Source organism: Rhizobium johnstonii 3841 (genome assembly GCF_000009265.1).
Classification (GTDB): domain Bacteria; phylum Pseudomonadota; class Alphaproteobacteria; order Rhizobiales; family Rhizobiaceae; genus Rhizobium; species Rhizobium acaciae.
Window position 1 is genome coordinate 4145532 of record NC_008380.1, and the last position, 14721, is coordinate 4160252.

The 14721-nt window shown below is 60.7% G+C and carries 16 protein-coding genes; 2 read left to right on the plus strand and 14 right to left on the minus strand.

Annotated elements, in window-relative coordinates; genetic code table 11:
• The first annotated feature begins 10 nt into the window (after positions 1-10).
• Positions 11-904, plus strand: a complete 894-nt coding sequence (locus tag RL_RS20210) for a hypothetical protein (protein WP_041936447.1) — start codon at positions 11-13, stop codon at positions 902-904.
• A 71-nt stretch (positions 905-975) separates the two neighbouring features.
• Here RL_RS20210 and RL_RS20215 read toward each other — a convergent pair whose 3' ends face one another.
• Genes RL_RS20215 through RL_RS40635 form a run of 8 tightly spaced genes read right to left on the minus strand, consistent with a single transcriptional unit; the run spans position 976 to position 6122 of the window.
• Positions 976-1404: a hypothetical protein gene (locus RL_RS20215; RefSeq protein ID WP_041936448.1), complete on the minus strand. Its 429-nt coding sequence runs from the start codon at positions 1402-1404 to the stop codon at positions 976-978.
• A gap of 19 nt (positions 1405-1423) precedes the next feature.
• Positions 1424-3280 (minus strand): SGNH/GDSL hydrolase family protein, encoded by a 1857-nt coding sequence (locus tag RL_RS20220; RefSeq protein WP_011653351.1) that lies wholly within the window; start codon positions 3278-3280, stop codon positions 1424-1426.
• A gap of 37 nt (positions 3281-3317) precedes the next feature.
• A complete protein-coding gene (locus RL_RS39880; protein ID WP_011653352.1) occupies positions 3318-3662 on the minus strand; it encodes a hypothetical protein in 345 nt (114 codons plus the stop codon).
• Positions 3662-4126, minus strand: coding sequence for a lysozyme (locus RL_RS20230; RefSeq protein ID WP_011653353.1), 465 nt, complete (start codon positions 4124-4126; stop codon positions 3662-3664). Before RL_RS20230 ends, RL_RS39880 begins: the two co-directional genes overlap by 1 nt.
• Entirely contained in the window at positions 4101-4355 is a 255-nt protein-coding gene (locus RL_RS20235; protein WP_011653354.1) for a hypothetical protein, read from the minus strand. The genes RL_RS20230 and RL_RS20235 overlap by 26 nt, the downstream gene beginning before the upstream one ends.
• 26 nt (positions 4356-4381) lie before the next feature.
• Positions 4382-4813 carry a DUF7338 family protein gene (locus tag RL_RS20240; RefSeq protein WP_011653355.1) on the minus strand — a complete coding sequence of 144 codons (432 nt, stop codon included), beginning with the start codon at positions 4811-4813 and terminating at the stop codon, positions 4382-4384.
• Complete coding sequence (locus RL_RS20245; RefSeq protein WP_011653356.1) at positions 4810-5013, minus strand: hypothetical protein; 204 nt, start codon at positions 5011-5013, stop codon at positions 4810-4812. Before RL_RS20245 ends, RL_RS20240 begins: the two co-directional genes overlap by 4 nt.
• Positions 5013-6122: a hypothetical protein gene (locus RL_RS40635; RefSeq protein ID WP_011653357.1), complete on the minus strand. Its 1110-nt coding sequence runs from the start codon at positions 6120-6122 to the stop codon at positions 5013-5015. Before RL_RS40635 ends, RL_RS20245 begins: the two co-directional genes overlap by 1 nt.
• Positions 6123-6189: 67 nt before the next feature.
• On the opposite strand from RL_RS40635, the gene RL_RS37740 reads away from it, so the two are divergent.
• Positions 6190-6432 (plus strand): hypothetical protein, encoded by a 243-nt coding sequence (locus tag RL_RS37740; protein ID WP_244432342.1) that lies wholly within the window; start codon positions 6190-6192, stop codon positions 6430-6432.
• Here RL_RS37740 and RL_RS20255 read toward each other — a convergent pair.
• The 6 genes from RL_RS20255 to RL_RS20280 form a co-directional block, all read right to left on the minus strand.
• Positions 6394-8349, minus strand: a complete 1956-nt coding sequence (locus RL_RS20255; RefSeq protein ID WP_244432343.1) for a hypothetical protein — start codon at positions 8347-8349, stop codon at positions 6394-6396. The genes RL_RS37740 and RL_RS20255 overlap by 39 nt on opposite strands.
• 66 nt (positions 8350-8415) lie before the next feature.
• On the minus strand, positions 8416-10812 hold the full coding sequence (locus RL_RS20260) for a transglycosylase SLT domain-containing protein (RefSeq protein WP_041936449.1): 2397 nt from the start codon (positions 10810-10812) through the stop codon (positions 8416-8418).
• Positions 10812-11819: a tail fiber domain-containing protein gene (locus RL_RS20265; RefSeq protein ID WP_011653361.1), complete on the minus strand. Its 1008-nt coding sequence runs from the start codon at positions 11817-11819 to the stop codon at positions 10812-10814. The genes RL_RS20260 and RL_RS20265 overlap by 1 nt, the downstream gene beginning before the upstream one ends.
• Positions 11803-12201, minus strand: coding sequence for a GNAT family N-acetyltransferase (locus RL_RS20270; protein WP_011653362.1), 399 nt, complete (start codon positions 12199-12201; stop codon positions 11803-11805). Before RL_RS20270 ends, RL_RS20265 begins: the two co-directional genes overlap by 17 nt.
• A complete protein-coding gene (locus RL_RS20275) occupies positions 12198-14021 on the minus strand; it encodes a hypothetical protein (RefSeq protein ID WP_011653363.1) in 1824 nt (607 codons plus the stop codon). Before RL_RS20275 ends, RL_RS20270 begins: the two co-directional genes overlap by 4 nt.
• Positions 14018-14716, minus strand: a complete 699-nt coding sequence (locus RL_RS20280; protein WP_011653364.1) for a hypothetical protein — start codon at positions 14714-14716, stop codon at positions 14018-14020. The genes RL_RS20275 and RL_RS20280 overlap by 4 nt, the downstream gene beginning before the upstream one ends.
• Positions 14717-14721 lie beyond the last annotated feature (5 nt).

Below are 14721 nucleotides of genomic sequence, written 5' to 3' on the forward strand. Positions count from 1 at the left end.
TCTAATCTCGATGGAGCGCAGCCCACGTGATTGGAAATTCCTCACTGCAATCGGCGCAACCGCCTTGGCTCTCTTCGGGCTGTGGAACGTGGCGATACCCCATCTCCCGAGACACCTTCCAACTCTCAATCAGTCCGAAGACAACCGGCATATCATTTTAGACTTCGCACGAGACAAAACGTCTTCGTTGACGCTCGCCGGCACCTCCCTCATTTACAGATTGGCGCCTTCCCTATTCAATGAGGAAATAGCCAATATAGCTCTTCCTGGGCAATCGCCTGTGTCCAGTGCCAACATCGCCTTGCAAAAACAGCCCAGGACATTGGTCATTGAAGTCAATATCCTCGATCGGTCGCGCGACCTTGCGATTGAGCAATTTGCCCAACGAGCAATTTCCCCGCCGCTTGGTCTTGAGGCGTTGAGTTTCGCTAATACCCCTGCTCGTGCAACTGTATCCAGCCTATACCGTCTCGACGCAAAAGCGGCTAAACGAGCCGTGGCCTCAGCCAATGCGGCACGAAACCTTCTCGGTCAATCACCGGAACCCTTGAGGTACACGGAAACGGTCTCCTCGGCCGCTAAAGCGTTCGATGCTCGGCCAGTTACCGGCGCCATCAGTCAATCCGCACAAGAACTGCGTGCGATTGCAGATCAGGTGGAAGCCAAAGGCGGTAGAGCCTATTATCTGTATATGCCGATGCACCCCCTGCTCGCCGCGACCGACTATGAAGAGCGAAGCAGGCGCGCAATGACCGCGGCGGATCCAAAATTTAGGAGCCGACTGCTCAGCATTGATTGGAATGACGAAATCCGATGGGAACCGGACGGTGGCCATTTGGACGCAAGGTCAGCTTTGATTGTCGCGCAGCAATTAGAAGAAGCTATTGCCAGAAAAAGCCAATAACAGCCGCATTAAACAGGCAAGATCCTTGGTCCACTTTCCACGCCTACTCGCGCACTGCGTGGCCTGACCGCTTAATTTATCTTCAGCCAGTGCCGAAGGGCGGCAACTGCGCCGTCGCTGGCGTAGGCAATCATGCCGCCGATCGTCAGACCGGCGAAAGCGATCAGCCCTGAGATCCCGTAGCCGAGGGTCTTCATTTTTTTCCACTCCTCGAGAGTGGGTGCGACCGCCTCGTGGTTCTTCTCGACTGTCTTCGTCAGGCTCTTGATCTCCTCACGAAGGGTCGCGTCAACGCCGCCACTTATCGCCATCGTGGTGTCGAGATGAGCGATTTGCTTTGCCTGCTCGTCCAGCCGCCTGTGAATCACCGAACGGCTTTCGTGAGCATTATCCTTCTCATCGCTCACCTCCTCGCGAAGGTGGGAAACGCTGTCCTCGATGCCGGTCAATCTGCCTTCGACACGGCCGAGCGCGCGAAGAATGTCGTCATTCGATGCCATTATATCGACGCCTGCCTGTCTATGGATTGAACTTCAGCTTTTCGGATTGAGGTACGCCGTTGGCGATGCGGTCGATCATGACCGGCTGCGGGTGCACCATTGAGGCCGGAGTGCTCTCGCCTATCGCCGCAGCCGGACGCACGACCGTCCCGATCGGCATAACAACCGCGCTTGTGCCCTGGTAAGTGATCACGTTTCCAACAATGCTGGCAATGATCTGGGTGCTTAGGCGCGCAACGCCGTCAGGACCGGAATAGAGGTTTATCGTCTGCTCTGGTCGAAGGAAGTTCGCGTCCGCCACGGTGATAGAGTTGTAGGTCGCAATACCATCCGTGCCTGCCTGGACCGTGAGCGTGGTGCTGGGAAGCTCCAGCATGCTCGGCCAGGCACCGCCTTTGGACGGCGACACCCAACCTGCATAGGTATCGATCGCCGCGTCACAGCAAGACGACGTCTTGGCAAGAATGTCGTCGCGCAGCCGCCATTTGCCGGAAGCATCTGTTCCGTCAGATGGCCAGACATTGTTTGCAGAATAGACTTGAAAGTCCGTACGAAGACCCAGATCGCCTATTCGGATGGTTCCGGTTGCCGGCGAAGTCCCGCCTGCAAAGTTGTAGGTGAACTCATTCGCGCCGGTGACGGTAATCACGTAGTTGCCGTTGTAAGCGGTCGGCGTGGCTCCGGTAATGCTGACAGTTTGCCCGCTGACAAGGCCGGTAGTTCCAGCCGCGATAGTCGCCGTGGCAACAGTCCCCACCGAAGTGAGAGTAACGGTTTTCTGAATATCAGTGCGTCCCAGCGGCGGGAATGCGACAATGCGAACGCCAGGGTATTCAGCACGGATGCGGGTAATCAGTGAGCGATAGTTGGTGTTGAACCACGTGTTGTACGACGTGGAAGTATCGTTCTGCCCCATCTGGTTTGCGATGACGGTGAAAGGCCAGCGGCTGCCGTTGAAAGCATAGATTTCGCGGATGATATCCCGACGCCTGGTCGCAATGGCAGAGCCAGTCCCGGTGTATTCTCGCACGGACCCCGCCCCCGGCATGCCGATCAGCAGATGCGGTATGCGGCCGATACCACCATTCTTGTCCAGCCAGCGGCGAAACCAGCCGAGATTGCCGCGCGCATCGGCCGCGGCGCTGAATTCCTGCCGGCTTTCACCCAGGCTGTCGACGAAGCCAAGGGCGATCGGGCGACCATCCCAGTCGCCCTTGGCGACCATGAAGTCGAACCCGTAATATTGCGGCTGCGCCTGCGTGCCATAGCCGGTATCGAGCGCGACAGTGCTGTCGGCATCCGGCGTAGACATGAACGCTTGCAGGGTCGCGTGATCGACCGCGCCCCAGACGCGTTCCCCGCGATGCTTCTGGATGCGGAAGACGGGCCAGATCTTCTCTGCGACGGCCGTGTGATAGAACAGCCATAGCTCTATTTCACTTTCCGCCGCGACGTCCGGCGTCGTGAGCTCATCCGTCCATGCGCCATTTGTCTGGTCAGCGATGGTCACCGTATTCGAGGCCGCGACCTGCAACTGGTAGAAGACGCCTGCGACCCGGGCGAACATCGCATCGACAACAACGGAATTGCCGGGCGCGCCAATCGTGCCGGTGACGATGGTTTCCTGGGGCGAGTTTCCACCTTCCGTCGAGGCGAAGCCGGACAGATGAAACCTGAACGTCCGCGTTTTGTAGGACGGCGTGTGGATGACCATCTTGGCGCAGACATATTCGGTGCCGGCCGCGGCAGTGACGATGTTGCCCGAGGGCATGCGGTTACGCGTGGCAAAGAACATGAAGCGGTCGGGATCTCCGCCGCTTCCGCCCCCGGCATTCAACATCGGGTTCGTCAAGGCGAGCGAAATTGCGTTCATCATCGGCGTCTACTCCCAGCAGCCTTGAGCGGCGCCGAACTTATTGTGGCTGGCAATCTGGTTCGCGAACGGCCGATCCGTTTTCAGGATCGTTACCGACGTTTGCAGGCTCGGCGTCAGGCGAGAGAACCCGTCGCACACATTCTGCTTGCTGGTCGTCTGGCAGCCCGAGATCAGCGCACAAAGCGGCAGCATCAGAAGTGGAAACTTCGTCATCGATGGTGTTTCTTTCCCGCAGGACCTGGACGGATTTCGTGAGGGCGGCCGTTGCGGCCATCTGCTTGCCTTCAGACTGCCCAAGCCAGCGGGCCGGGTAGAAGGCGAGGACTGCGCCAAGGGCGATAGCGGCGGGCAGCTTTATGATGTCGGGGATTAGGGAGAGCATCACACGCCCTCCAAGCAGAACTGGCGTTCCTTCTGCCGCCGGCGGGTTAGGCCGGGGAAGACAATCCCCGCGGCCCGGTTCCACTTCAACAGGGCCTCGCAACCCTCAGCCGTCCTGCCCTGGTTGATGAGTCTGACCGCGCTCGAACCGCAGGCCGCCTTGATGCCCACATTGTAGGCAAATGAGGTCAGAGCGACGAACCGCGCATCCGGCAGGGTAACGCGCACGCAGCGCTCAATGCCGGCCGCATAGGTTTGCAGCTCGAGCGAGAGAAGCGCCTTGCACTGCTCGACCGTCTTTCGGTCGCCGGGCTTCACGCCATTGGTGCTGCCGTAGCAGATGGTCCACGGCTGGCCTTGCGTGGCCGGATCGGGATAGGCGTTCTGCCTCAGCCCTTCGAACGATCCGACGAGCGCAACAGCCATTGCAGCCGCGGCGCTACCCTTCTGCAGGCGGTTTGCCATTCAGATCTCCTGAAACTTTTTGCTGGACGAAGATGCGGGCGATGATTGCCGCGACGGCGAGAAGTCCTGTGACGATCGACATGCCGAGCTGGATGTAGATGTTCTTCGCTACCCAGGTGGCGGCCACGAAGGTGTAGATCGGCTCAAGGACGATGAAGACGAGCGCAAGCGCCATGAGGCGGACGCTCCAGGCGCGTTTCAGCACCTCGCGCCAGTTATGGACGAGCATGGGAGGCTCCAGATTGTGAGAAGTGACTACGACCGGCGCTTCGGCGCGATCTGAAACATGAACGGATAGTAGTTCCCGCCGCGCTTTATCGGGTTCCAGCCAAGCCAGAGCTTGAGATAGAAGCCAAATGCCAGCGGAACATCGCGTTTGACGGTGAAGGCCTTAGCGATGTCCTCAACGCCCAAGGCTTCTGATTGCCAGCCATTGCACGGGTTGCGCCATGTCCAGCGGGTCCGCTGCCACCAGAGTTTGAAGCCCTTGGCGGCTGGATCAAAGCCTGCGACATGTTGCGGGATATAGCCGTCTAGATCGGCGTTCAGCGTTGAGAACCATCGCCACCGGCCCGGCAGAACCGGGCCGTGTTTCATTGACCAGGCGGCGAGGAACGGCGACAGCACGTAGGCGCACCCGATGAGGCAAATGTTCGCCGGGAAGTAGGCGAGATAGCGCAGGATCATGGCATGACCTCTGGCGGCGGCTCGTAGTCAAGGATGAGGACGCCGTTGACCACGCAAACATGCTGCCCACTAACCAAGCAGTTTATTCCTGCCAGATAGTCGTCCCAAGAAATCTCGAGGTATTCCCCTTCGACAGGAGTACCTTCTATGACGATCGGGTTTTCCGTGCCCATCGTATCCAAACCAACTGCGTAGGGCATTAGGCAATCCTCATGTAAGCTTTGACGCCAATGTTTTTCATGCGGGTTTCGTTAGCAATTCGTGGCGTGCCACCGGTCGCTGCAGTCGACGCATTGGCAGTCTTGTTGTTCGGAGAGAAGCCGCCAGCACCGTTGTTGATAATCGCAACCCCGCCGCCAGCGCCGTCCGATCCAACGACGCCGTGCGCGTGGTCTTGAAACGCATCGTCTTGAAGCGTGCCTGACGATGCGGACGGGCGAAGGATTCTGGACTCGGTATTGATCAGCCGAATAGTCTGGCCATTCATTGGGGAGCCAGCAAAACTGATTACGGCAGTGGCTAATACCAGCGGTGCCGAGCCCGAAACACTCTCTGTCGTCAGCTTCCCATTGTTGAAGGCGCCGACGCCCGTCAGGCCCATCGTCAGCTCTATCCACACCGTGTCCGTTGTCGTGGATGGTGGCATCTCGGCTCCAGTTACTGCAGTGTTTGCGAAAACAACTTCCCCGATGAAGCGAGAGCGCCATTTCATATTTGCGATGGCAAAGGCTTGAGCCGCCGTCTTGTTGGTGAAGAACGCCGAGCCGCTACAGAAGAGATTGGCCCAACCACCGTTTGGAACGAAAAGCGTTGTCGCGCCGTCGATCGTTTCCGACCCGTTGGGATCAATCGTCACATCCCCGCCATCAGCGATCACGGTAATTTGCCAGTTGGCAGCAAGGGTAGCCGCAGCCGTAAGGGTGAGCGTTGCCGCCGCAGTGAACCGCAGCACGGCATTGTCATCCGTTGCAAGAGCCGTGTAATCGCCCGACTTGGCCGCATAGACAGATGCGCGACCGAATGAGATATCCACACCGTTCTGCGTGAAACCCAGCAGGCCGCCACCCTTGAGATAAAGTCCGGTCTGCGGGACGGATGAAAACCCGATGCCAGGAGCCGAAACGGTGCCGGCGGCGAGTTTCAAGGGCGACACCATCGGCGCCGAGCCGTCGCGCGGCAGCGAATTGGTGATTTCGTTGCCGAGGTCGGTGGTCAGTGCGTTCCACGGCGCCGGGTCGATGACCTGGCCGACGGAAGGTGTCGTGCCGGCGGGCTTGGAATAGACGCCGGTTGATGGGTTTCTGGGCATTCACCTTCTCCGAAAAGAGAAGGCCCCGCGGATTGCGGGGCCTCATTGGCTATAGTATTGGTTGCCGATGCAGATCGATCACGACCCAGATGAACCGAAGCTCGACCGCGGCCCCGGCCCGTGGAAATCGACGTTCGCTGTCGTATTAGGAATTTTCCTGCTCAACCTGTTCACTCGCTCGATCGACTGGGTATCGCTTTCGCTCGGCGCTGGCATAGGCGGATGCGTTGTTGCCTGGGCGATCGAGATCACCGGCAACAAGATCCCTGACTCATGGCGCAGTAAGTCTCGGAACTCCGGCAGCTCCTGATTCCACCAGCGCGGACACGAGCCGCGCCCTTAGCTGATCGTTCCGCGACAGCTGCTGTGTCCCTGCCCGCAATACATCAAGCGCCACGTCTGGGTTCGTCTCCATCAGCACGCGCGATAGTCGCTCCACAACGGATGGCGGCTGCCCGGTCAAGGTTCCGAGGGCCTTCGAAAGACCTGTTGTAATCGCGCCGATCGGGTCGCCCCGCACTAGACGCCCGATAACCGCCGGGTCGAACTGGTTCATGTCCGCGGCATCCGCTAGGTTGTCGGCCGTCTTCGAATTGCCTAGTGCCGCGTTTGCTGTCCGGAACATGGTCTGTTCGCGGGCGATGCGGTCCGCAAGTTGTCCTCCGCGCTCCGGAGCGGCGAACGCAGGAAGTTCGGCTTCAAATTTCGGCGTCTGCAGCATTCGAGCCTTGTTCGTCGTCGGGGACGAAGACGCTCCCTCCAAGCGGGCGATCAGCGGGTCGATGTAGCCGGCGCGGAAATCCACCTGTTCGCCAGGAGGCATCGCCTCGAACTCTGGAATTGTGTCCTGAGCCCTGCGGGATATGCGGCTTGCTGCGCTGCCGGCGTCAACGGCATCGATCCGGCGCGAGGCGCTGGCAAATGCGTCCCGGGCACCCACGTATCCCTCGGAAGCATCGGCGAGCGCTTGGTCGACCAGCCCCTGTACGCGCGACAGATAATGCGCACGATTGCCGGCCCCTTGTCCTTCTGCTCGTTGGATCATGTCATCCAGGTCCAACTTCGCCCTGAACAAGGTGTCGAAGTCGGTCACTTGGGAATTGCCATCCGACAGCATGGAACGAACGCGAGTTAAGGCGCCTTCGATCGAGTCGTTTGCAATGCGGTCACGGGGGTTGACCACCTGATTAACGCCGGGGCGGATTGTCCTGTCGATCTCTTCGAGAACCGGCGTGACGTTGACCGGACCCGCATTTGCGCGGGCGGCTGGGTAGAGCTCGTTTGCCTCCGCGGTGCGCTGCGCCGTGCGGTCAGCGATCCGACGCCCGGCCGTATCAAAGGTATCGAAGCCTTCCGCGAGATTGTTCGCAAGCCGCTCGCCCTGCCCTGCCTGCCGCGCCATCAAAGCTTCAGCAAGCGGCTGCCGGTTATCATGCGGAACACGGGCGGAAGTCGACATCAGCCGCTCACCGGTGTAGCCCATGGCGTCAGCGACGTTGAACATGTCCTGGCCGTCAGCCGCAGCAGCACGCATGTTGTTGGTTATGCCTTCGGGGGTCTGGCCGGCACGCCTCAGGGCCGTGGCAAGCGCATCGCGCACATATCCGTCAGGTGCGAACGGCGCAATGAGCGGCGCAGCAGCGGATTTGACAACCTGCGTGAGGCCGGCAACGGCTGCCGGCGCAACGGCTCCGATCCCGAGTCCCAAACCGCCGCCAACTCCCGCGTTTACCAACCTATTTCCGAGGCCACCCTCCCCGTTTCCGAAACCCGAGATGGTGCCGAGAATCGCACCTTCCTTGGCCGAGGCTGCGGTTACTCTCCCAAGCCCTGCCTCGGCTTTGATGGCGTTGGCAGTTGGAGAGAGTCCAGCCTTGGCGAGGCGGCTGGCACCCCATAGCGCGCCTGTTACCTTGCCTGCGATGTTGGCTGCCGGATGCTCCTCGTAAGCCTGTTCCTGCTCTCCACGCGTATCCGCCAAAGCTTGATCGTAGGTCTTTGCGTCGCGCCATGGCAGAACATGGGAGCCCGCATAGTCGATGCCGGCACCGATCTCATCGGCATAGCCCATTCCGACCATGTCAACGATGCCTTGACCGAACGAGTTGATGTTGCCTGTCACCTTCTCAAGCGTCGATTTCTCGGGCTGTGGGGCGGCGCTCAGCGGCTGTGACGGCGTTGGTGCGGCCGGCTGTTGCCCCTGAAGCTGGCGCACCGCAGCGCGCACAGCGTCATCATTGGGAGCATCGATATCGAAGGTCTCGCCGTTCACCTCGACAGTGTATGTTGGCATTTACTGTCTCCTTCGAATGGTGACGCCCGGGACATCAGTCGGCACAACGGCCGGGTCGGCAGGCGTTGATGGTGCTGCCACCTTTGCCCGCTGCTTCATTTTGGCAACGCCCTGCTCGACGGCATCGCGGAAATCCTTCAGAGCAGCCCGGAAATGAGGCTCATCAAGCGAGCGATCCATGCGAGCCATTGCATCCTGAGCCTTGCCGCCTTCGACTTCGGTGATTTGGCCGCCGCCTTTGAGAAGCCCATAAGCTTGCAGGAACGCACCGCCTTGGAGCTGCTTGAGGCGTGTTAGAGCGTCCCGACCGTCAGCCCCCATTGTCCAGGAAGGCCGAAACTGGTCGACCGAACCGACGATCGAATTTAGCCCCTTGCTGGTCAGCAACTCATTGATGTTCTTGATCGTCTGGTCGGCCTGCATCAGATCCGCTGGAAGCGACGAAACTGCTTCGCCAGCAGCCTTGCCTTCAGTGCTGCCCTGCGCGGCGTCTTTCGATGCCTCATAATTCTCCTTTGTGGTCCGCTTCACTTCCTGACCACCGGGGCCGAGGGTGATCAGTTCCGTTCCAGTGTCGACGGTGCGCGTCGTCGGCGCCGCCGTTGCTCCGGGCCCGAAATCCAGATCCTTGCCACCGCCCTTGTCACCCAACTGGCGATATCGCAGGTTCCCATCCCTGTCGTAGTAAGGGACGGTCGAGCCGTAAAATTTCTCGCCGCCGGCGCCTCCAGGGGCTTGCCTGATTTCGCCGGTGCTCTTGTTGTAGAGCGTGCCGTCACTCATTCGCTCCCACTGACCGTTGCTGAAATCGGCGATAACCTTGCCGTCGGCGCCAACGAGGCGACCGTTCACCTCTGTCGGCTTCGGCGTGCTCTGATAGATCGGCTGCACTGTCCCGGTGCGTGGGTCACTACGCAGAACGGTTCCATCCGGCAGCGTCTGGAAACCGTACTCCGGAGGTTTCATCAGCGTCTGCAGCGACTGCGCCGCCATGGCCTTCATGGGCGTCGGAACATTCGGGTTGCTGAGCACCTTGACGAGGGCTTGCGCGCGCGGGTTAGCCATCGGGTTCGCCGCCTGCTGGGGCGATGCACTGCCGAGTGCCTGGGCAAGACGCGCTTGCCCCGACTGCTGCGCCTGCGCAACCTGCTCTGGAGATGCAGGAGAGCCGCCAAGCAACACCGGCATGATGCCACTGTTCGGATCGGCGTTCATGAGCTGCGGGCTGTTCTGAAACTCGGACGGGATCTGCTGGCCTACAGGTGGCACGCCGGCGACGTTCGGCGTCGGGCCGACCGTGGATGATGGCAAAGGCGACAACGCAGCCTGCGGGGCTCCCTGCGGCGGCATGGGCTGTGCGGGATCGGATGCCCGCATTTGCCCTGCAGCACCGGGCATTGGAATGCCGATCGACGGATCAAGGCTTGCGACTTCGCCGGGGGCAGCGGTCTGCTGTGGCATGGGAGGCGCAGCATTCGGCGCGATCATCGGATCGACATAGCCTGGCTGCGGAGGGGGTGCAGGAGGATTAACTGGCGGAGGCTGGATCGGCTGCGCCGATGGCATGCCGGCGGCTTGCTGACCACCGGAGCCGCCATAGAAGGCCATGATCTTGTTCGCCGCGGTGCGCGGATCCATGCTCGGATCGACGTTGTTCACGGCGAGATTATTGCCAGGAACCGACTTGCCGGAGAGCAGGTTGATCGCGCCCTGCAAGCCCTGCTGATGAGCAAGCGCAAGCTCTCCATCGGACGGAGCACGGCCGAGCGCATTTGTCAGCCCTGCGCGGTTGTCGTTCGTCAGCGCCACAAGAGCCTTCAGATTTGCCACGGGATCTTTGCGCATGTCCCCTCGATCGGAGACGAGCCCATACTGGCTGCCTGTCCCTCTGGTGAACTGTGCCAAGCCGGTTGCGCCCGTCGGAGAGACGGCGTTCGGATTGAACGAGCTTTCCTTGCCGATCAGGTTCGTCGCATACCCCTGCATCTCCGGCGGCACGTTGGCAGCGATGAGGTTCCGCACATCGTCCGGCGCGGTCGCGACAGGGATATTGCCGCCGGCATCAACCTTCGGCATGGAAGAACCGGTCGCGCCAGGATCGCCCGCCTTGTTGCCGCCGAAGATGGACGACAGGAAACCGGCCGGCTTCTCAGGCGGGGTATGCTGTCCGGTCAGCGCTGCCATCCCTTCGGCCATGCCAGCCTGTTCTGCTTCGCCCTGTTTGCGGATGGCGAGACCGCCCATGAGCGCCTGAGCCATGCGGGCAGCGCCTTCCCATGGCGACTGTATGGGGCTCGTGTTGGCCCCCTGCTGGAGCATGGCCGCAGCTAGGCGCTTGCGGGCATCGGTAACGCTTTCCTGCGATTGGCCGGTATCGCCGCCGAAGATGAAACCCATCACACCACCGCCTTTTCGTAATCGACGCGGTCAAACCCTTCGGCATCCTCGAACACCGATTCCGGGTGAACCTCGCGCACATCGTCGGACATGAGCCCGATCTGTGTCGGGCCGCCCTTCTTGTAACGGAAGACGTAAACCGGCAGGCCGTTGTCCAGAGTGCCGACCCGTTTGATGTCTTCCTTCAGGCGTCGGTCGGACCCCATGGCCCATCCGCCAAGCAGCGAAGAGCCGAGGCCGAACAGACCACCCATCGCAGCATTGGACTTCGACACCTGCGAATTGTAGGCACCCATCTGCTGATTGTAGTTTTCGTTGATCAGCCCAGCCTGGTCGACGGTCGGAAGCTGCGTCGTCGGCGCGTTGACGTAGTTCGGCTGATTGACCTGAGAGCCGGACATCAGCGCCGAAATCTCGTTCAGCGGCTGGTTTCGCTCGGTCAGGATCGAGTTCTGCGCATTCGAATACATGTCGCCAAGGAATTGATCCGATGCAGCCTGCTTGCGCGTCGAGAAGTCACGCAGCGCGTTGTTATAGGCCTCCGAGCCCATCGAGATTCCCTTGTCGGCCAAGCTCTGGTCGAGGCTCGCCTGGTCGCGATCCCACTGGTTGTTGAACCCGCCCTGCCAATGGTCGTTGGCGTATTTGTCCACATTGCCGGCGCTGAGATCGACATTGGTGCCGAGGATGCCGGAAATCTTGCCGGTTTGCTCATTCGCCAGCTTCGACAGACCAAGCTGCGTCTGCTGGGTCTGGTCATAAATCGCCTGGTTTTGCGGAGAGTAAGTCTGGTACGCAGAATAGGTCGGCAACTGGTAGGTCTTGCCGTTCTGGTCCTTCATCGTCTGATAGCCGCTGACCTTGTATTCCAGCGAGCCGTCGGGCGTGTACTGGTTTGTATGGCTGAGGCCAGCGTTGGCAATAGCGGTATCCACGTTCGTCGCTGTCTGCGCCGCCGCGGTCTGTGTCGGGTCGGGCGCTTTCGGCGCCTTAGGCGTGGAGACCATAGGGGAAGTCCTCTTTCAAGATTCCATAGAGCAGCGCGTCACAGTCGCCGAAGTAAGCCGTCTGCCGGCCTTCCAGGCGCGCGCCGAGCCTTTCGAGCGCCTGCTGAGCAGCAATGTTGTCGGCACGTGTCCTGAATGTCGCTCGGCGGCATCCAAGCTGGTCGACGACATATCGGAAGACAGCCCGCATCAAGGTTGCGGAAAGCCGATCGGCAGCAAGCGAGACCTCGACGTCATGCTCCGTCCAGACGTTGAAGACATAAGCCGCGATGATCCGGCCGCCCTGGACCTGAGCCATGGCTGTGAACGGCGGATGGAAGGCTACCCCGATCTTGCCCCCGACCCATGCCGCGATATCTTCGCGGGGCTCGGAGACGATCAAATCGGGGATCCTTTTTCATAGAGAACCGACCCGCCGATGACTGCGGCTTCGGACACCGAACCAGACGCGCCGGAAATCAACGCCCGGATCGTCGGCGCTAGCGCTGAACCCGCGCCGCCCGCTGAAGCAAACTTTCGGACGATCGACAGACCGGGGAATTTCGACACGCCCCAGATCGCCGAGCCCCACTTCGCGGACGCATTGTTCTCGACCGTCGACAGGAGCGCCGTGGGTATCTTCGTCTGGTAGTCGAACGACATGCCGGCATACATCAGCGTCGAGACGCCGATCTGCGCCGTCACCCCGATTAGCTTCGAGAACTTGGATGCCATGTCCTCGCCGTAGCGGTTCCACGCTCCCACCATGAGAGCATCGATCGCCGCGCCGTTGTCATTGGCCCCTACTTCAGCTTCGTAAACCGTCCCGTCGGCAGCGCCGAAGAACAGCCGGTCCTGCCAGTTGCCCCAGCAGGAGGCAGCAAGTCCGACGAAGCGGCACCAGGCGCCGGTTTCGGTGTTCATGACATATTGATATGGCCCCAGCGAAGACGGCAGGTTGACGATAGCCATCTGCCGTGCCGGAAAGCTCGCCAGTTGCCATTCGTCCGACGTGGTGCCGGCAGTCGCGACTGTCTCGCGCCAGGTCGGGCCAATCTTTGCGGTAATCGCCCCAAGGCTGGTTGCCCCTCGATCAAGCTGCACGGCTTTCGTGATCGGCACGATGCCGTCGGTGGTCATGATCGCGAGATCGGCGCCGACTGAAAGGAAGCACCTTTCGGTTCCCAGCGGCCGGCCAAGCTTGAACGTCCCGATAAGTCCCCAGTTAGTCGAGCTCGAAGGATCGGAGCCCTGATAGACGATCACCTCGCCTTCGGACGACATCAGCACCAGGCACTGCTGCAGCCCGGTGGATACCGGGATCGTCCAGACACCAATGGCGATCAGCGTGCCGCCATACTTCATGTTGCCGCCGACCGGCAGAACCGTCGCCGTGCCGCTGACGGCATCCGTTGCGAGATACCAGACGTTGGTCGAGTTCTTCTCGATGAACCAGAGCCGCGAGCGATAGGCCGTGATCGCGATCAGCAGCGACGGATCTGGAATGCCGGTGATCATCGTCGACGAAACATAAGGCGTGGCGACGGCGCCCGTTTCCAACTGCGCATTGGTGACAGAGCCGGCGACCGTCAGCGTCAGCGTGCCAGCGACAGGCGTGAATGTCAGCGTGACGCGGTTTCCAACCCCGGTACCGTTCAGAACGCCTGCAAAAGCCCCTGAGAGAGTCACCGAGCCCGTTCCGAAGAAGCTGAGCGTATACTGCACTGCCTTGACCGCAACGTTCTGCGTCGCGAGCGTTGCCGTGCCAACCAGAATGTTATTCGTCCAGGTCGTTCCGTTGTAGAGGAGCGGCAGATCCAGCCCATTGACGAGTCGCAGATATTCCTGGCCGGCCGGGTTGGTATACTGCTGGACCGACCAGCGGGCGCTGGACAGCCCCGACACCGCTGCAGCCCCTACCACGCCGCCGGAAGTCACGTCGAAAATCTTGCTGCCCGCCGCAGCGAAGAGCCTGTTGCTCACGCCGACATACGGAATGACCGTCTGAACAGGCGCGCCGAGACCAGTTGCGAAAGCGCCATGGCCATAGCGGGCCCGCACGCGGTTCGCCTCGGGAAAGAAGTTGTCGAGCTGAAACGCCGCCTCTTTTGGCATGTCGGCCATCTCAACGTCGGTTCGCCAGCCGCCGATCGGCGCGATCCAGTCTTTGCTGGGAGACACGCGGCCGGTGCGCCCATTTGGGGGAACGGGTTTTCTGGTCATACGGTAATTATGCCTGGCCAGTAGTTTTCGGGGACTTCGCCGCGGTTGGGCATCGACAGACTGATCGGCTGCGCGGCGCGATCGGCACCGACGGCCGCTTCCTTGGCCCGCTCGAAGTTTTCGAGCTCTTCGCCGTAGTCCAGCCCCTTTGCCCGCTTCCAACGCCAGATCAGCGAAAGCTCAAGGAGGTCTTCCGGGAAACGCGCCATGTCGGTGTCGTTCGCCCAATTTTCGGCATAGGTCGGGCCGCCCATGACCGCGATCCAATACTTGGAAACGTACTCGTAGCGAAGCGTTTCGCCGACATCGTTCGGGAAGAACGCCAGCTTGCCGCCAAGCATCCGGTAGATCTGCGGGACAGGGTTGGAATTGAGGATGGTGTTCCGCTCCCATGTCTGCGGCTCGACAGGGCCGTTGAGCTGCCAGAGGCGCGACGTGTTCCAGATCACCGAATTGGCGACGTAGCGCTGAAAATCCGCCGGCGGCTCCGTTGGCTCTGGGATTGCTCCGGTCGCTGTGAAATTCCGCGTCGTCATCAGCACCGACCAATCATGATCCTTCAGCAGATCGCGGCCGGCGCGATAGGACAGGATCTGCAACTGCCTTATCTGCGGGTCAGCCGACGACACGACGGCCGTCGGCGGATCAAGATCGATTTCCGCGCATACGTTCTGGATTATCGTCAAAATCGACATGCGCG